General features: G+C 64.5%; 15 protein-coding genes. 5 read left to right on the top strand and 10 right to left on the bottom strand.

The window, feature by feature from the left end; all coding sequences use genetic code 11:
• Positions 1-6 precede the first annotated feature (6 nt).
• The 10 genes from CLU86_RS21260 to CLU86_RS21210 form a co-directional block, all read right to left on the bottom strand.
• Positions 7-2,430 (bottom strand): 3-hydroxyacyl-CoA dehydrogenase/enoyl-CoA hydratase family protein, encoded by a 2,424-nt coding sequence (locus CLU86_RS21260; RefSeq protein WP_099743017.1) that lies wholly within the window; start codon positions 2,428-2,430, stop codon positions 7-9.
• A gap of 127 nt (positions 2,431-2,557) precedes the next feature.
• Positions 2,558-2,995 carry a DUF2147 domain-containing protein gene (locus CLU86_RS21255; RefSeq protein ID WP_099743016.1) on the bottom strand — a complete coding sequence of 146 codons (438 nt, stop codon included), beginning with the start codon at positions 2,993-2,995 and terminating at the stop codon, positions 2,558-2,560.
• A 53-nt stretch (positions 2,996-3,048) separates the two neighbouring features.
• Positions 3,049-4,845, bottom strand: coding sequence for an acyl-CoA dehydrogenase C-terminal domain-containing protein (locus CLU86_RS21250; protein ID WP_099743015.1), 1,797 nt, complete (start codon positions 4,843-4,845; stop codon positions 3,049-3,051).
• A 4-nt stretch (positions 4,846-4,849) separates the two neighbouring features.
• Positions 4,850-5,614 carry a TetR/AcrR family transcriptional regulator gene (locus CLU86_RS21245; protein ID WP_099743014.1) on the bottom strand — a complete coding sequence of 255 codons (765 nt, stop codon included), beginning with the start codon at positions 5,612-5,614 and terminating at the stop codon, positions 4,850-4,852.
• Between the two features lie 258 nt (positions 5,615-5,872).
• Positions 5,873-6,538, bottom strand: coding sequence for a nucleoid occlusion factor SlmA (gene slmA / locus CLU86_RS21240; protein ID WP_099657841.1), 666 nt, complete (start codon positions 6,536-6,538; stop codon positions 5,873-5,875).
• A 387-nt stretch (positions 6,539-6,925) separates the two neighbouring features.
• Entirely contained in the window at positions 6,926-8,389 is a 1,464-nt protein-coding gene (locus tag CLU86_RS21235) for a sensor histidine kinase (RefSeq protein WP_099743750.1), read from the bottom strand.
• A 90-nt stretch (positions 8,390-8,479) separates the two neighbouring features.
• The gene (locus CLU86_RS21230; RefSeq protein WP_099657840.1) at positions 8,480-9,172 is read right to left on the bottom strand and encodes a response regulator transcription factor; all 693 of its coding nucleotides are present in this window, start codon (positions 9,170-9,172) and stop codon (positions 8,480-8,482) included.
• Positions 9,173-9,335: 163 nt separating this feature from the next.
• A complete protein-coding gene (argB, locus tag CLU86_RS21220; protein WP_099657839.1) occupies positions 9,336-10,226 on the bottom strand; it encodes an acetylglutamate kinase in 891 nt (296 codons plus the stop codon).
• Between the two features lie 116 nt (positions 10,227-10,342).
• The gene (locus CLU86_RS21215) at positions 10,343-10,615 is read right to left on the bottom strand and encodes a cytochrome C oxidase subunit IV family protein (RefSeq protein ID WP_099657838.1); all 273 of its coding nucleotides are present in this window, start codon (positions 10,613-10,615) and stop codon (positions 10,343-10,345) included.
• 17 nt (positions 10,616-10,632) lie between these two features.
• Entirely contained in the window at positions 10,633-11,223 is a 591-nt protein-coding gene (locus tag CLU86_RS21210) for a cytochrome c oxidase subunit 3 family protein (protein ID WP_099743013.1), read from the bottom strand.
• A 259-nt stretch (positions 11,224-11,482) separates the two neighbouring features.
• Here CLU86_RS21210 and CLU86_RS21205 point away from each other — a divergent pair, with 259 nt between their 5' ends.
• The 5 genes from CLU86_RS21205 to CLU86_RS21185 are packed head-to-tail and all read left to right on the top strand — an operon-like array spanning position 11,483 to position 17,067.
• Positions 11,483-11,908, top strand: a complete 426-nt coding sequence (locus CLU86_RS21205; protein WP_099657837.1) for a cytochrome c — start codon at positions 11,483-11,485, stop codon at positions 11,906-11,908.
• Between the two features lie 48 nt (positions 11,909-11,956).
• Positions 11,957-13,387, top strand: a complete 1,431-nt coding sequence (locus CLU86_RS21200) for a cbb3-type cytochrome c oxidase subunit I (RefSeq protein ID WP_099657836.1) — start codon at positions 11,957-11,959, stop codon at positions 13,385-13,387.
• Between the two features lie 2 nt (positions 13,388-13,389).
• A complete protein-coding gene (locus CLU86_RS21195; RefSeq protein WP_099657835.1) occupies positions 13,390-14,241 on the top strand; it encodes a CbbQ/NirQ/NorQ/GpvN family protein in 852 nt (283 codons plus the stop codon).
• A complete protein-coding gene (locus CLU86_RS21190) occupies positions 14,183-15,238 on the top strand; it encodes a 4Fe-4S binding protein (RefSeq protein ID WP_233195154.1) in 1,056 nt (351 codons plus the stop codon). The genes CLU86_RS21195 and CLU86_RS21190 overlap by 59 nt, the downstream gene beginning before the upstream one ends.
• On the top strand, positions 15,238-17,067 hold the full coding sequence (locus CLU86_RS21185) for a nitric oxide reductase activation protein NorD (RefSeq protein ID WP_099743011.1): 1,830 nt from the start codon (positions 15,238-15,240) through the stop codon (positions 17,065-17,067). The genes CLU86_RS21190 and CLU86_RS21185 overlap by 1 nt, the downstream gene beginning before the upstream one ends.
• Positions 17,068-17,069 lie beyond the last annotated feature (2 nt).

Raw genomic sequence — 17,069 nt, 5'->3', positions numbered from 1 at the left:
CAGTCATCAGTTGCGCACAGGCTTGCCGGTCGACAGCATGCCCAGGATGCGCTCCTGCGTCTTGGGGTGCTCGATGAGCGCACAGAACGCCTTGCGCTCCAGCGTCATCAGGTACTCCTCGCTCACCAGCGTGCCAGCGTCCACGTCGCCACCGCACACCACTTCGGCAATCAGGCTGGCGATGTGGAAGTCGTGCTGGCTGATGAAGCCGCCGTCTTTCATATTGACCAGAGAGCCCTTGATGGTGGCGATGCCGCTGCGGCCTGCCACGGGGAACAGGCGCTTGTGCGGGGCACGCCAGCCACCGTTGGCCATGGCCTTGGCTTCGTTGATGGCCACGTACAGCAGCTCGTCCTTGTGGGGCACGATGACGTCGGACTCCAGCAGGTAGCCCAGCTTGCGCGATTCGAGCGCGCTGGTGCCCACCTTGGCCATGGCGGCGGCTGTGAAGCCTTCGGTCAGGAAGGGCAGGATGTCCTTGCCTGTGGAGGTGGCGGCGTTCTCGGCCGCACGGCGGGCGATGTAGGTCAGGCCACCGGCGCCGGGCACCAGGCCCACGCCCACTTCGACAAGGCCGATGTAGCTTTCCATATGCACCACGCGGCGGGCCGAGTGCACGGCCAGCTCACACCCACCGCCCAGCGCCAGGCCGCGCACGGCCGAGACCACGGGCACGTTGGCGTAGCGGATGCGCAGCATGGTGTTCTGCAGCTCTTGCTCGGCCCCCTCGATGGCGCTGACGCCGGCCACCATGAAGGCAGGCAGCATGGCCTGCAGGTCGGCACCCGCGCTGAAGGGCTCGTCGCCCGACCAGATCACGACACCGGCGTAGTCTTTCTCGGCAAGGTCCACCGCCAGGGCCAGGCCTTCGGCCACATCGGGGCTGATGGCGTGCATCTTGGTCTTGATGCTGGCAATCACGATCCCACTACCGGAGGGGCGATCTTCGCTGTCATCCAGCGTCCACAGGCGAATGCTGTCGTCCTCGTGCAGCGTCTTGCCAGCCGTCTGGTAGTCGGGCAACGATTCGCCCAGCAGCTTTTCAGGAAAATGCTGCTTTGCGTAGACGGGCAGAGCGCGGCGCGCTACAAATTTCTGAGCAGAGGCACTCCACGAACCTTGCGCGGTGTGCACGCCACCGGCTTCGGCCACGGGGCCTTTGAACACCCACTCGGGCAGCGGCGCGCGGCTCAATGCCTTGCCGGCGTCGATGTCCTCCTGGATCATCTGTGCCACTTCCAGCCAGCCTGCTTCTTGCCACAGCTCAAAGGGGCCTTGCTTCATGCCGAAGCCCCAGCGCATGGCCTGGTCCACGTCGCGGGCGTTGTCGGCTATGGTTGAAAGGTGCACCGCAGCGTAGTGGAAGCTGTTGCGCAAAATGGCCCACAGGAACTGGCCCTGCGCACCTTCGGCGTTGCGCAGCAGCTTCAGGCGCTGTGCGGCAGGCTTCTTGAGCATGCGGCCATACACCTCGTCGGCCTTCTGGCCGCCGGGCACGTACTCTTCGGCCTCCAGGTCAAAGCGCAGCACATCACGGCCGACCTTCTTGTAGAAGCCGGCCTTGGCCTTCTGGCCGAGGTTGCCGAGCTCCAGCAGCTTCTTGAGCACGGCGGGCGTCTCGAAGCTGGCGTAGAACGGGTCGCTCTTCTCGTCGAGGTTGTCCTGCAGCGTCTTGATGACGTGGGCCATGGTGTCCAGGCCCACCACGTCGGCGGTGCGGAAGGTGCCGCTCGATGCACGGCCCAGCTTCTTGCCCGTGAGGTCGTCCACCACATCAAAGGTCAGGCCAAAGTTCTCGACCTCCTTCATCGTGGACAGCATGCCTGCGATACCCACGCGGTTGGCGACGAAGTTGGGCGTGTCGTGCGCGCGCACCACGCCCTTGCCCAGGCCGCTGGTGACGAAGGCTTCGAGCTGGTCGAGCACCTCGGGGGCGGTGGTGGGGGTGTTGATCAGCTCCACCAGCGTCATGTAGCGCGGGGGATTGAAGAAGTGAATGCCGCAAAAACGCGGCTTGATGCTCTCGGGCAGCGCTTCGCTGAGCTTGGTGATCGACAGGCCCGAGGTGTTGGACGCCACGATGGCGTGCTTGGCCACATGGGGCGCGATCTTCGTGTACAGGTCCAGCTTCCAGTCCATGCGCTCGGCAATGGCCTCGATGATGAGGTCGCACTCCTTGAGCAGGTGCATGTGCTCTTCGTAGTTGGCTTGCTGGATCAGCGCTGCATCGTCGGCCACGCCCAGAGGGGCGGGCTTGAGCTTTTTCAGGCCTTCGATGGCCTTGGTGACGATGCCGTTCTTGGGGCCTTCCTTGGCGGGCAGGTCAAACAGCACCACCGGCACTTTCACATTGACGAGGTGGGCGGCGATCTGCGCGCCCATCACGCCTGCACCGAGCACGGCGACTTTTTTCACTTGGAATCGAGACATGGGTTCTTCCTCCGGGAAGAAGGTCTGCCCGGGGGCAGACCTGTTGAATGGCAGGCGCAACCGGGGTGGGTTGCGCGGCGGTTAGGGGTGCGCTGCCGCAGTGGCCGGGCGCAGTGGACTGCGTGGCTTACTGCAGGCGGATCCACGTTTGCGTGCGGCCAAAGGGGCCAATGGAGCCACGCACTTCCAGCTTCTTGCCGCCGTCGATGGGGGTGAGGCGCAGGGTGTAGTTGCGGCCGTTCTCGGGATCGAGAATCTTGCCGCCCTCCCACACGTCTTTGTCCTCGGCCTTCTTGGCGCCACGGATGATTTCCAGTCCCAGCACGGGTTTGTCCTTGCGGTCGTCGGAGCATTCCTTGCACACGTCGTCCGGCTTGGCGTCCTTGGACAGGCGCTTTTCCAGCACCCCCAGCAGCCCACCCGCACCCGTGTCGCGGATGCGGATTTCGGCCTTGGCCTCGCCCGTCTTGTCATCCAGGTTGCGCCACAGGCCCTCGGGGGTCATCTGCGCCCAGGCCGGGGCACCGATTGCTACCAAAACAATAGCTGCTACCGCTTTAAACATAAGCGCTCCAGGGCAAAAAAGCTTGAAATGCACCGTGCATGGCGAGTTGCGAATCAGGCCAGGGCCAGGTCCGTGTCCATCAGCACCTTGCTGCCGGCACGGGCCGTGCGCATCAGCGTCGCGGTCTCAGGGAACAGCTTGGCGAAGTAGAAGCGGGCGGTTTGCAGCTTGGCACCATAGAACGGGTCGGTGTTGCCTGCAGCGATTTCGCGCAGGGCCACCTGGGCCATGCGGGCAAACAGGTAGCCAAACACCAAGTGGCCTGCCACGCGCAGGTAGTCCACCGCAGCGGCGCCCACTTCGTCAGGGTTTTGCAAACCCTTGAAGCCGATCTCGGTGGTGAACTTGGTCATCTGGTCGCCCAGGTAGGCCACGGGGTTGATGAACTCGGCCATCTTCTCGTTGACGCCTTCTTCTTCCACCAGCTTGCCAATCAGCTTGCCCAGCTTCTTGAGCGTGGCGCCGTTGTTGCCCAGGATCTTGCGCCCCAACAGGTCCAGCGACTGCACGGTGTTCGTGCCTTCGTAGATCATGTTGATGCGGTTGTCGCGCACATACTGCTCCATGCCCCATTCCTTGATGAAGCCATGACCGCCGAAGACCTGCATGCAGGCGTTGGTGGCGGTGTGCCCGTTGTCGGTGATGAAGGCCTTGACGATGGGCGTGAGCAGGGCCACGAGTTCTTCAGACTCGGCGCGCACCTTCTCGTCGGGGTGGCTGTGCACCTTGTCCAGCAGCAGCGTGCAGTAAATCTGCAGCGCGCGGGCGCCTTCGGCGTAGGCCTTGGCGGTGAGCAGCATCTTGCGCACATCGGGGTGCACGATGATGGGGTCGGCGTCCTTGTCCTTGGCCTTGGTGCCGCTCAATGAGCGCATCTGGATGCGGTCCTTGGCATAGGCCAGCGCGTTTTGGTAAGCCACTTCGGTCAGGCCCAGCGACTGGTTGCCCACGCCCAGACGGGCTGCGTTCATCATCACGAACATCGCAGCCAGGCCCTTGTGCGGCTGGCCCACCAGGGTGCCGATGGCGCCGTCGATGGCGATCTGCGCCGTGGCGTTGCCGTGGATGCCCATCTTGTGCTCCAGGCCCGTGCAGTAGATGGGGTTGCGGTCACCCAGACTGCCGTCGGCCTTGACGTTGAACTTGGGCACGACGAACAGGCTGATGCCTTTGCTGCCCTTGGGCGCATCGGGCAAGCGGGCCAGCACCAGGTGCACGATGTTGGCGGCCATACCGTGCTCGCCAGCGCTGATGAAAATCTTGTTGCCGGTGATCTTGTAGGTGCCGTCGCCCTGGGGTTCGGCCTTGGTGCGCAGCAGGCCCAGGTCGGTGCCGCAATGGGGTTCGGTCAGGCACATGGTGCCGGTCCACTCGCCGCTGGTGAGCTTGGGCAGGTACAGGGCTTTTTGCTCGTCGGTGCCGTGCGCATGCAGGGCTTCATACGCGCCATGGCTCAGGCCGGGGTACATGGTCCAGGCCTGGTTGGCCGAGTTCATCATCTCGTACAAGCACTGGTTCAGCACGAAGGGCAGGCCCTGGCCGCTGTAGGCGGGGTCGCAGCTCAGCGCCGCCCAGCCGCCTTCCACGTACTTGTCGTAGGCCTCCTTGAAGCCGGTGGGGGTCTTGACCTCGTGCGTGGCTTTGTCGAGCACACAGCCTTCGGTGTCGCCGCTGATGTTCAGCGGGAAGATCACCTCCGACGCGAACTTGCCCGCCTCTTCGATGACGGCGTTGATCGTGTCCACATCCACCTCGGCATGCTGGGGCATGGCCTTGAACTCGTCGGTGACCTTGAAGACTTCGTGCATGACGAATTGCATGTCGCGCAGGGGCGGCGTGTAGGTAGGCATCGGTTTACTCCTTGGAGGTGGTGGTCGTTGAAACGGAAACTTTGCGCCGTGCAGCGGCGGGGCGGTGCGCAGCCGGGGCGGCTTTGGCAGGCGCGGCCACCACGGCGGCGGCACCCGCAGCGCTGTAGCGCGCGAGGATGTTTTGGAACCCCATCACGGCCCGCTCGATGGAGCCCAGGTTTTGCAGGAAGCGGGCTTCGTAGTGCAGCGCGAGGATGAGACCGTGGATCTCGAACAGCATCTGCTCTTCATTGGTGTCAGCGCGCAACTCGCCGCAGTCCTTGCACTGCTCGATGGCGCGGCGCATGGCGGCGTGCCACGTCATGACCGAGCTGGCCAGCGCATCGCGCACGGGGCCGGTGCGGTCGTCAAACTCCACCGCGCCGCTGATGTAAATGCAGCCCGAGTCGATTTCGATGGAGGTGCGCTTCATCCAGTTGTCGAACATGGCGCGCAGGCGCGCAATGCCCCGGGGGGACGACATGGCGGGGTAGAAAACTTCTTGCTCAAACCGCGCGTGGTACTCGCGGATGACCGAGATCTGCAGTTCTTCGCGTGAGCCAAAGTGGGCGAACACACCCGACTTGCTCATGCCGGTGATGTCGGCCAGGGCGCCAATGGACAGCCCCTCCAGCCCGATGTGGGTGGCCAGGCCCAGGGCGGCCTCGACAATGGCGGCCTTGGTCTGCTGGCCTTTTTGCATGGCCCGGCCGGAGGTGGCACGGGTTCTGGGGGCGCGCGGCGTGAGGGACTCGGAAGTGGCGGACATGCGTGCAAATAAAAACGAACGTTCGTTCTATTTTGCAACATTTTTGATCTGCGGCGAAAGCCCCCGCAAAAAAAAGAAATAACACCCAAAAGCTGTTGCAGCGCTGCCACCTGCGGGACAGTGCCTGCCAAGGGGCGCCAACCTGTCAAAACAGTGTACCGAGGCACACCCCGGCGTGCAGCAGGGTAAACGCGGCCCAAAGCAAAAGGCCCCGCACCAAGGGTGCGGGGCCTTTTGTGGCCGGTCAGCGGCAGGGGATCAGTGCAGCATCAACGCCAGGCTGGCGTCCAGATGCTCTGTGGGGTTGCGGCGAAAACCCGAGCGGGCAAACCGCTGCAGGCGCCCCAGCGCAAACGACGTCAGCACGCTGGCTTGCACCTGCGCATGCACGGTGGGGGTGTCCGAGCCACTGGCGCTGGTGCGCAGGCACTGGCGCAGGGTGGACTCGATGCGGTCAAAAAACTGGTTCATGCGCTGCTGCAGGCGCTCGTGCTCAAACACCAGCGCATCGCCCACCATCACCCGCACCATGCCGGGGTTGCGTTCGCCAAACTGCAGCAGCAACGCAATGATGCGGCCGGCCTGGCGTTGGCCCACTTCGGCGGCCTGGTCGGGCGGCGGCACGTCGCGCCCGGTGATTTGCGTCACCAGCGTGAAGATGGACTGCTCGATGAAATCGATGAGCCCTTCAAACATTTGCGCCTTGCTGGCGAAGTGGCGGTACAGCGCGGCCTCGCTCACCGACAGGCGCGCGGCCAGCGCAGCGGTGGTGATGCGCTCGGCCCCAGGCTGCTCCAGCATGGAGGCCAGTGCTTGCAGGATCTGCACGCGCCGCTCGCCCGGCTTGGGCCGCTTGCGGGCCACCGGCGCATCTTCGGCGTCAACGGTATCGGCAGATTCAATCAGGGACGAGGTATCAGACATGCGCAAACCAAGCAAAGAAAAACCAACAAGGGGATGGGTGCACCAGCACCCTGTGGAGGCCTCACAGCCCTGCGCCCAGCATGCCAAGAGACGGCTAAAAAAGGGGGCTACAGCGGGGGACGTGCGGCAGGGCGTAAATCCTGTATGCAAATGATTCTCGCACACCCGTTCGGATGCGGTTTGCAAATGGTTTGCAAACCCTGCATCGGGCCCTTGCCCAGGCACGGGGGCGCGGCGGCATGGTAACCGCACGCCGCCGTGCCACGCCAGGGGTTGCCGACCACCCTACAGGGGCATGGCCACAGCCCCCACCAGGGCACAGAAAACCCCTACGCAAACTCAATGACTTCAGCGCCCCCATCCAAAGCAGGCACTCACATAGCAAAGCTAATTCGGGAAAAGAACCGCCACCCGCAAGCCACGCCCCTGGGCGCCAGTCTCCAGGGTGAGCGAGGCGCGGTGCACACGGCTGATCTCGTCGGCAATGGCCAACCCCAGGCCCGTGCCCTCCCCCGCCGAGCCAGGCACACGGTAAAAGCGCTGCATGACGCGGCCGCGCTCGCCCTCGGGCACGCCGGGGCCGTCGTCTTCCACCTCCAGGTACACCCGGGGCGGGCCCAAGGGGCCTTGGCGCATGCCGCAGCGCATGGTCACCACACCGCCTGCGGGCGTGTATTTGATGGCGTTGTCCACCAGGTTGGACATCAGCTCGCGCAGCAGCCAGCCGTGGCCGGTGACGTGCACGGGCTGCACTTCCAGCCCCAGGTCCAGCCCCTTGGCGGTGGCGGCATCCAGAAAACTCTCCAGCAGCGCCTCGCACAGGTCCTTCAAATCCACCCGCTGGGGGGGCTGCGCGTCCAGGCTGCGGGCATCGGCCCGTGAGAGCGCCAGCAACTGGTGCGCCAGCTGCGAGGTGCGGCGCGTGGCGTTGCGCAGCTTTTCGATCTGATCCACTCCTAAAACAATAGCACCTTGCGCTTGTCCTTTGCGCCCTAGAGGCCTATTTTGATGTGAATCCCCCCCGTCCGACGGGGGTGGATGGGGGTCTGCACTCGCGGCCTTGGCCATCAGCGCCCAGGCCTCTACCTGCGCTTGCAGGCCCGCCAGCGGCGTGCGCAGCTGGTGGGCCGCATCGGCCACGAAGCGGCGCTGCCCCTCGGCCTGCGCATTCACCAGGGCAAACAGGTGGTTCAAAGAATGCACGAGCGGGCGCACTTCGCTGGGCGAAGCGGCTTCGTCAATGGGGCTCAGATCGCGCGGCGAGCGGTATTCCACCGCCTCGGCCAAATCCACCAGCGGCTTGAAGGCCCGGCCCACGGCCCAGTGGATGGCCAGGGCCGCCGCCGCCACCAACACCAGGTTGGGCAGCAGCACGCGCAGCAGCAGTTGCTGGGCCCACTGCTGGCGCGGGTCTGATCCATCGGCAATGGACACCACCAACTCGCCCGCACCGGTGCGCCCCCGCTGCACGGCCACGCGGTAGGTCACGCCGCCGTATTCGAGGCTGTGGAACTCTGGCTGGGCCGTGGCGGGCACCGCGCCATCCACCCAGGCATCTCCCAGCAGCAACTGGCCCTCGCTGTCGCGCACGCTGTAGCCTGAAAACCCGGCGTTCTGGCGCAAAAAGTCTTCGACCGGGGGCGCCAGCAAGAGCAACGGCGGCTGGTGGTCGTGGATGGGGGGGGCCACCACCGAGTCGGCCAGTGCGGGCAACAAGCGCAGCAGGCGCTGGTCGTGGCGGCTGGCGGCGTCGTCGGCCGATCGGTAGTCCATCCAAACGCCCACCACAGCCAACAGGCACAGCGGCAGCACCAGCAACAGCAAAAGCCGGTTGCGCAAATCAGAGGTCATGCCGCGCAGCCCAGGGCGCTGGGCCTTGTTTGCAGAGGCGGGCGGGCTCATGCTGCCCGCATCCATGGAGCAGGCCCGTGCCAACGCATCTCAGAGCGGCGCCAGTTCGAGCCGGTAGCCAAAGCCCCGGATGGATCGCAGGGCCACGCCATGGGGCTCCAGCTTGCCCCGCAGGCGCGAGACATATACCTCGACGGCATTGGGGGTGATTTCCTTGTCCCACCCGGTGAGCGCTTGCAGCAGCTTGTCTTTGCTGGCGGGCTTGGGGGCGTGGATGAGCAGGTATTCCAGCACCGTCCACTCGCGCGGCCCCAGCTCAATGGGGTGCTCTACATCACCCACCCGTGCACAGGCACGGCGCCCGGCGGTGTCCAGCTCCAGCGGGCCAAAGCTCAGCACGGCCGTGCTGGCGGCTTGCGAGCGGCGCAGCAACGCACGCAGACGCGCCAGCAGCTCGGGCAATTCGTAGGGCTTGACCATGTAGTCATCCGCCCCCAGGTCCAGCCCTTGCACCCGGTCATGCAGCGCATCGCGCGCCGTCAGAATCAACACCGGCATGCTGCGACTGGGCATTTCAGGGCGGCGCAGGCGCCGGGTCAGCTCCAGCCCGTCCATGCCAGGCAGGCCAATGTCGATGATGGCCGCATCAAACGACTCGGTGCGCAGCACATCCTCCGCCCGCTCGCCACTGCCCACCCAGTCCACCGCATAGCCCGCATCGGCCAACCCCAGCTTGACGCCGCTGGCCACCATCACATCGTCTTCGACTAGGAGGAGGCGCATCTTTCAGTGACCTTGTGCAACGGATACGGCCCATGGCGTCTGCCATGGTCGGGACCTGGGGCAGAGGCAGCCGCGCAAGGGCCGCCCCGCCGCGCTGGCTGCGTCCCCCTCCCGCGCAGCGAGAGAGGGGGAAGGCGCGAAGCGACTCAGGGGGAGCCTCTCTTCAGTGGCTACGGATCATGGTGCCGTAAGCCTGATCGGTCAGGATTTCCAGCAGCATGGCGTGCGGCACGCGGCCATCAATGATGTGCACGGCGTTGACACCGGCCTTGGCGGCGTCCAGCGCGCCCGCAATCTTGGGCAGCATGCCGCCCGAGATGGTGCCGTCGGCAAACAGCTCATCAATGCGGCGGGCTGTCAGGTCGGTCAGCAGGTTGCCCGCCTTGTCCAGCACGCCGGGGGTGTTGGTCAGCAGCATGAGCTTTTCGGCCTTGAGCACTTCGGCCAGCTTGCTGGCCACCACGTCGGCGTTGATGTTGTAGCTCTCGTTGTTCTCGCCAAAGCCAATGGGGCTGATGACGGGGATGAATGCATCGTCCTGCAGCGCCTTGACCACGCTGGGGTCGATGGAGACGATATCGCCCACCTGGCCCACGTCATGCTCCACGCTGGGGTCCTTGCTGTCCACCATCTTGAGCTTGCGTGCGCGGATCATGCCGCCGTCGCGCCCTGTCAGGCCCACAGCCTTGCCGCCGGCCTGGTTGATCAGGCCCACGATGTCTTGCTGCACTTCCCCGGCCAGCACCCACTCCACCACTTCCATGGTCTCGGCATCGGTCACGCGCATGCCCTGGATGAACTGGCCCTTCTTGCCCAGGCGGTTCAGGGCGGTCTCGATCTGCGGGCCACCGCCGTGCACCACCACGGGGTTCATGCCCACCAGCTTGAGCAGCACCACGTCTTCGGCAAAGTCGGCCTGCAAGGCGGGGTCGGTCATGGCGTTGCCGCCGTACTTGATGACCATGGTCTTGCCATGGAACTTGCGGATGTAAGGCAGCGCCTGGGCCAGAATTTCTGCCTTGTCGCGGGGGGCAATCGAAAGAAGGTCGGTCATGGAGGCGTGCCATCCGGTGAAAACAATGAGGCGCAAATTGTGCCGCATTCGCGCTGCCGTCCGGCCAAGCCGCGATTCACGATCTTTTCACAGTTCCACCCTCAGAACTTGTCGCCCTACCCTCTCCCCACCGCATAGGCCACGGCAATCAAGGCAAGCACCAAGCCCAGCCAGCCCAGCAGCAGCCAGCGCCACAACAGGGGCGCATGGCGCATTTCCAGAAACACCTGGGTCACCACCACGCCCTTGATTGAGGTCAGCGCCCACAGGCCTGCCAATGCCCACCCGCTGCCCGCAGCCACCAAGCCCATCTCACCCAGCACATAAGTGACCGCTGTGGCGCCCAAGAGCAACCACCAGGCGGCATTCAGCACCCGTGTTTCTTTCATGAAAGCTCCTTACGCCCTCAGCGCAACACGTAGACCAGCGGAAACAGCACGATCCACAGCAGATCGACCATGTGCCAAAACGCGGCGCCCGTCTCCATCGCATGAAAGTCCTGGCGGCCATAAGCCCCCCCGCGCAGGCGCACCGCCAGGTAGCCCAAGGCCAGCATGGCCACCACCACGTGCAGAAAGTGAAATGCAGTCAGCATGAGGTACAGCGTGTAGAAGGTGTTTGAGGTGAGGTCAATCCCCTCGCGCAGCTTGGCGGCGTATTCGGCCAGCTTGACGCCCACAAACCCTGCGCCGCACAACATGGCCGCCAACAACCAGCGCAAACCGGGCTGCCGCGCGTCGCTGCGCACCGCCTGCACGGCACGGGCCACACACCAGCTGCCGGTGATCAGCAACACCGTATTGAGCGCACCGGAGTGCAAGTCCAGCGTGGCCTGCGCGGCGTTGAACGCGTCCACATCCCGCGCACGGGCGAAGGCATACGACACGAACAGGATGCCAAAGGTCAGCAACTCCGCCAGGATGATCAACCACACCCCCAGGTCACCCCGCAAGCGCAGCGCCGGTAGCGGCAAGCCAGATGCTGATGTTGAAGACACAGTGAGACCTCCCCAAAAAAGCAGACGAAATCCGGCACACGCGGGCGCAACCCGGGGTCCACAGCAGCCAACGCCCAGGCCCCAAAAGCAATAGCCAAAAACCGCTTTGTCGATGCGCCTGAAGGCTGGATTGCCGAAGTAAGTGTGGGTATGATAATCAAAGATTCAAACAACATGAATCTTATTGAGAGAGATCAACGACCCACCGGCGGGGGATCGGTACCGTATCCCTCATCCCACTACAGAGAGGTATCCCACCATGAGCCAAGGCTTTACCAGCCAGATGGCGCGCAACATCTTCTACGGAGGCACCACGTTCTTCGTCTTGCTGTTTGCAGCGCTGATCTTCCACACCGAAACCAAGATTCCCGAGCGGTCCAAAGCTGCGGAGTTGACCCCCGCCGTGGTGCGCGGCAAGCACCTTTGGGAAACGCGCAATTGCATCGGCTGCCACACGCTGCTGGGTGAAGGCGCCTACTTTGCCCCCGAGTTGGGCAATGTGTACGAGCGCCGTGGCCCCGATTTCATCAAGGGCTGGATCAAGGCAATGCCCACCAACACGCCGGGCCGCCGCCAGATGCCCCAGTTCAACTTCACCGACGATCAGCTCAACGATCTGGTGGAGTTCCTGCGCTGGTCGAACGGCATCAATACCGAGAAGTGGCCACCCAACATCGAAGGTTGAGCGCCCGCGCTCCCCGTGATGTCCTATCCATCCCTTCAGGACCCTCATATGCAACCCGCAACCCTTAAATACCAGTCGCAGGCGGTAGCCAAGCTCTACTTCATTGCGGCACTGGGCCTGTTCACCGGACAGATCGTCTTCGGCCTTTCGCTGGGCCTGCAGTACGTCATCGGTGACCTGTTCTTCCCGGCGATCCCGTTCAACATCGCCCGCATGGTCCACACCAATCTGCTGATTGTGTGGCTGCTCTTCGGCTTCATGGGCGCCGCCTACTACATGGTGCCCGAAGAGGCCGAGACCGAGCTGTACAGCCCCTTGTTTGCCAAGGTCCTGTTCTGGATCTTCCTGGCAGCAGGTGCGGCCACCATCCTCGGCTATTTGCTGGTGCCCTATGCCAAGCTGGCAGAAATGACCGGCAATGACTTCCTGGCCACGATGGGGCGGGAGTTCCTGGAGCAACCCTTGCCCACCAAGGTCGGCATCGTGATCGTGGCCCTGGGCTTTCTCTTCAACATCAGCATGACCGTGCTCAAAGGCCGCAAGACCGCCATCTCGATGGTGCTGCTGATGGGCCTGTGGGGCTTGGCGCTGATGTTCCTGTTCAGCTTTGTGAACCCCAGCAACCTGGTGCGCGACAAGATGTACTGGTGGTTTGTGGTGCACCTGTGGGTGGAAGGCACATGGGAACTGATCATGGCGTCGCTGCTGGCGTTCGTGCTGGTCAAGACCACCGGCGTGGACCGCGAAGTGATCGACAAGTGGATGTACATGATCGTGGCCTTCGCACTGATCACCGGCATTCTGGGCACAGGCCACCACTTCTACTTCATCGGCCTGCCAGGCTACTGGCACTGGGTGGGTAGCGTGTTCTCTGCCATGGAGCCCATCCCCTTCTTCATGATGACGCTGTTCGCCTTCAACATGGTGCAACGCCGCCGCCGCGAACACCCCAACCAGGCCGCTGTGTTGTGGGCTGTGGGCACCGCCGTGATCGGGTTCCTGGGCGCTGGCGTGTGGGGCTTCATCCACACCCTCAGCACCGTCAACTACTACACCCACGGCTCGCAAGTCACCGCTGCACACGGGCACTTGGCGTTCTATGGCGCCTATGTGCTGGTGGTGCTGGCCATCATCAGCTACGCCATGCCCATCCTGCGCGGGCGTGAGGCCAACCCCCTGCGGGCGCAGCGCGTCGAGATGTGGAGCTTCTGGATCATGAGCATCGGCATGGCCGTCATGGTGCTGGCCCTGAGCGGCGCAGGTATCCTGCAAGTGTGGCTGCAACGCATGCCCACCACGGGCGCCATGCCCTTCATGGCCACGCAAGACCAGCTGGTGTTCTTCTACTGGGTGCGCGTGGCTGGCGGCGTGATGTTCTTGCTGGGTCTGCTGACCTACCTGAGCAGCTTCTTTGTCGGCCCTGCGGCCGATGAAGAAGGCATGGCCGTCGGCATCGGTACCCGTCTGCAACGGGCCTGACCATGGCTGCCACCTACGCCCAAGAGCGCCAGGTGGCTGCTGCCGGCACCGGCAGCAGCCCAGCCCAGCCCGGGCTGCCGTTCTACGCAGAACAGGGCAGCGAATGCGCCCTGTTCGCGCAGTGCCACGCGCAGCAACTGCCGCTGCTTATCAAGGGCCCCACCGGCTGCGGAAAAACACGGTTTGTGGAGCACATGGCGGCCCGTCTGGGGCGGCCTTTGATCACCGTGTCCTGCCACGACGACCTGAGTGCCGCTGACCTGGTGGGGCGGCACCTGATTGGACAGGGCAGCACCGTGTGGGCAGACGGCCCACTCACCCGCGCAGTGCGCGAGGGCGCCATCGTCTACCTGGACGAGGTGGTGGAGGCACGCAAAGACACCACGGTGGTACTGCACCCGCTGGCGGACGACCGGCGCATTCTGCCCATCGAACGCACCGGCGAGCAGCTCAAGGCCCCGGCAGATTTCATGCTGGTGATTTCGTACAACCCCGGCTACCAGAACCTGCTCAAAGGACTCAAGCCCAGCACGCGCCAGCGCTTTACCGCACTGACGCTGGACTACCCAGCCCCTGCTGTAGAGCGTCGCATTCTGGAAACCGAGGGGCGCGCCTCGCCCGCCATAGCGGCCAGGCTGGTGCAATTGGCGCAGGCATTGCGTCGGCTCACCGACCATGATCTGGAAGAAACCGCCAGCACCCGCCTGCTGGTCATGGCCGCCCGCCTGGCTTCTGCAGGCATGGGCCTGCGGCAAGCCTGCCGTGCCGCCGTGGTCGATGCGCTGAGCGACGACCATGACACCGTCCTGGCGCTCGACGAAGTCGTGCGCGCCGTGGTGGGTGATGAAGACTGAGACCGAGCCCCCCGCTGGCCACAGCCTCGTGCACCTTGGCGCGCAGGGCCGTGGCCGCAACTTCTGGCGCGCCATGCCCTTGCAGCAGCGCCGCCGCTGGCTGCAAGGCGCTTTCATGGCTTTGTTCCTGCTCGCGCCGTCCCTGAATCTCTTTCGCTTTGATTTGAACGAAACCCAGTTGTGGGTTCTGGGCATGCGCTGGTCTTTGGGCATCGGCGCCTTTCAGCGTGGCGAAGCCAGTGCCATGCAAACCGGCTGGGCCATTTTGTGGCGCGGCTTTTTACCCGCACTGGGCCTGGTGGCCGTGTTTCTGGGCATCGCCTACAAGTATGGACGGGTGTACTGCGGCTGGCTGTGCCCACACTTCTCCATCGTTGAGACCCTCAACGGCCTGCTGCACCGCGCCACCGGCAAGCTCAGCCTGTGGGACACCTCACGCACACCGCATCCCACACGCACCCCCAACGCAAGGTGGTGGCCCGTGTTTCTGGCCACCTGCCTGGGCTGCGGCTTGGTGTGGGCCATCACGCTATTGACCTACCTTTTACCGCCCACGGAGATCTGGGGCAACCTGTACGCGGGCACGCTCACCGCCAACCAGGCCCGCTTCATTGGCATTGGCACGCTGCTGTTTACGCTGGAGTTCACACTGGCCCGGCATCTGTTTTGCCGCTTTGGCTGCGCGGTGGGGCTGTTCCAAAGCCTGGCCTGGATGGCCAACCCCAAAGGCATGGTCGTGGCCTTTGCACGCGAGCGCGCCCGCGAATGCAAAACCTGCGACAGCCCACGCGGCAGCGCCTGTGACCATGCGTGCCCCATGCGCCTGCACCCGCGCAACATCAAACGCATGATGTTTTCGTGCGTGCAATGCGGCCAATGCCTGAGCGCTTGCGACACAACCCAAACGGAACAAGGGCGTACCCCCTCGCTGCAATGGCAGATTGGACTGGACGCCGTTCGAGAGACCCTGCGCCAACGGCGCGATGGAGCCCCCTGATGGAAGAGTGGATTGGCCAATGGTGGCACCGTGCCATCACCCACCTGGCAGAGCCGCAACGCACAGAAGCCCAGGTGGCACTGCAAGACATGCAACGCAGCATCACGCTGCTCTTTCGTGCGGGCGGCGGGGATGCTGCCGTGCGCGTAGCGCCCGTGGCAGCCAGCAGCCACGGCGGCCCCCGCCGCTGGCTGCAAAAGGTGGCCGGTAGCGGCCTGCGCAGCGCCCTGCCCGAGCTGGACGCCCAGACGCTGGCACTGCCCCCGCACATCGACGTGTTCGATCGCACCGAGCTCAATCGCGACCTGTACCTGTGGCTTGCCGCCCTGGCAGCGGTGTTCGAGCCCACGGGCGACTGGATCGCTGACAACCGGGCCGCCACGGCCCGCGCACTGCAGCGCTTTGCCGGCCTGCGCGAGCGCCACCACCGCTTGGTCACCGCCCACCTGGCCCAGCGCCCGGCCCTGCACAGCCTGCGCGGCAAAGACGTGCCCTGGGAGGTGGCGGTGCAAGCAGCCTTGCGGGGCGAAGAGCACACGCCCCTGTTTGTGACACCCCGACAGGTAGCGCCCGTGTGGCTGTGGCTCAACGCAACGGACACGTTCAGCGCAGAGAATTCGGCACCTGGCGCGGCAGCGCAAACGCCCGCCAACCCCCAGGACACGCCGCTGGACACAGACGCCCACCGCCGCCGCGCCCGCAAAACAGAGCACCAGCCATCGCGCAACAGCATGCTGCTGGCGGCCAAGACAGATTCACTGACCAGCTGGAGCGAGCTGGTGCGCCTGGACCGCGGCACCGACGATGAACCAGACCCCAACGCCGCCATGGCCGCCAACGACATGGACACGCTGTCACTCGTCCGGTCGGAGCAAACCACCGCATCGCGCGTGCGCTTTGACCTTGACCTGCCCAGCGCCAGCGCCGACGACCTGCCCTTGGGGCCTGGAACCAAGACCCCGGAATGGGACTGGCGGCGCAACCGGCTTCAGCCCGACCACTGCGCCGTTCAATGCGTTGTGGCCCGGGCTGGCGCTCCCTACTGCCCCCCTGCCCACCTGAAAGCCACCGCGCGCAAGGTGCGCAGGCGCCTGGAAATCCTGCAAGCGGCCCCACGCTGGCACAAGGCCCAGGCCTCGGGCGACGAAATCGACATCGACGCCTGGGTGCGCTTCCAGAGCGAATCCTGCGGCAGCGCCCAACACAGCGAAGCCCCCCCGGTGTATGCCCAACGCCAACGCACCGAACGCAGCCTGGCCACCCTGCTGCTGGCCGACCTCTCACTCTCGACTGACGCCTATGCCACATCGCAGGCCCGCGTGATCGATGTCATCCGCGAGGCACTTTACGTGTTCGGCTCGGCGCTGTCAGGATCGGGAGACGCCTTCGAGATTCTGGGCTTCAGCTCAGTGCGTCGGCAGCATGTGCGCATCCAGCACATCAAAGGCTTTACGGAGCCCTGGAACGACGCAGTGCACATCCGCATCGGCGCATTGAAGCCTGGTTTTTACACCCGCATGGGCGCTGCCATACGCGACGCAACGCGGCGGCTGGCAGAGCGCCCCGAACGCCAACGCCTGCTGCTGGTGTTGACGGACGGCAAGCCCAACGACATTGATATCTACGAAGGACGCTACGGACTGGAGGACACACGCCACGCCATCCAGGAGGCACGCGCCCAAGGCCTCAGCCCTTTTTGCGTGACCATTGACCACGAAGCCCACCAGTACCTGCCTCTGCTGTTCGGCGCACAAGGGTATGCGCTGGTACGTCGCCCCCAAGACCTTGTCAAGCACCTGACGCAAGCCTGGACCACCCTCGCCCGCTAACG

Source organism: Acidovorax sp. 62 (genome assembly GCF_002754495.1).
In the GTDB taxonomy this organism is placed as follows: domain Bacteria; phylum Pseudomonadota; class Gammaproteobacteria; order Burkholderiales; family Burkholderiaceae_C; genus Acidovorax.
Note: the sequence above shows the minus strand (reverse complement) of the source record. Positions and strands in the feature narration are given on the sequence as shown.

Bases quoted from the DNA above. Each gene is read 5' to 3' on its own strand.
- CLU86_RS21260 (WP_099743017.1), bottom strand. From the start codon at position 2,430: ATGTCTCGATTCCAAGTGAAAAAAGTCGCCGTGCTCGGTGCAGGCGTG.
- CLU86_RS21255 (WP_099743016.1), bottom strand. From the start codon at position 2,995: ATGTTTAAAGCGGTAGCAGCTATTGTTTTGGTAGCAATCGGTGCCCCG.
- CLU86_RS21250 (WP_099743015.1), bottom strand. From the start codon at position 4,845: ATGCCTACCTACACGCCGCCCCTGCGCGACATGCAATTCGTCATGCAC.
- CLU86_RS21245 (WP_099743014.1), bottom strand. From the start codon at position 5,614: ATGTCCGCCACTTCCGAGTCCCTCACGCCGCGCGCCCCCAGAACCCGT.
- slmA (WP_099657841.1), bottom strand. From the start codon at position 6,538: ATGTCTGATACCTCGTCCCTGATTGAATCTGCCGATACCGTTGACGCC.
- CLU86_RS21235 (WP_099743750.1), bottom strand. From the start codon at position 8,389: ATGACCTCTGATTTGCGCAACCGGCTTTTGCTGTTGCTGGTGCTGCCG.
- CLU86_RS21230 (WP_099657840.1), bottom strand. From the start codon at position 9,172: ATGCGCCTCCTCCTAGTCGAAGACGATGTGATGGTGGCCAGCGGCGTC.
- argB (WP_099657839.1), bottom strand. From the start codon at position 10,226: ATGACCGACCTTCTTTCGATTGCCCCCCGCGACAAGGCAGAAATTCTG.
- CLU86_RS21215 (WP_099657838.1), bottom strand. From the start codon at position 10,615: ATGAAAGAAACACGGGTGCTGAATGCCGCCTGGTGGTTGCTCTTGGGC.
- CLU86_RS21205 (WP_099657837.1), top strand. From the start codon at position 11,483: ATGAGCCAAGGCTTTACCAGCCAGATGGCGCGCAACATCTTCTACGGA.
- CLU86_RS21200 (WP_099657836.1), top strand. From the start codon at position 11,957: ATGCAACCCGCAACCCTTAAATACCAGTCGCAGGCGGTAGCCAAGCTC.
- CLU86_RS21195 (WP_099657835.1), top strand. From the start codon at position 13,390: ATGGCTGCCACCTACGCCCAAGAGCGCCAGGTGGCTGCTGCCGGCACC.
- CLU86_RS21190 (WP_233195154.1), top strand. From the start codon at position 14,183: ATGACACCGTCCTGGCGCTCGACGAAGTCGTGCGCGCCGTGGTGGGTG.
- CLU86_RS21185 (WP_099743011.1), top strand. From the start codon at position 15,238: ATGGAAGAGTGGATTGGCCAATGGTGGCACCGTGCCATCACCCACCTG.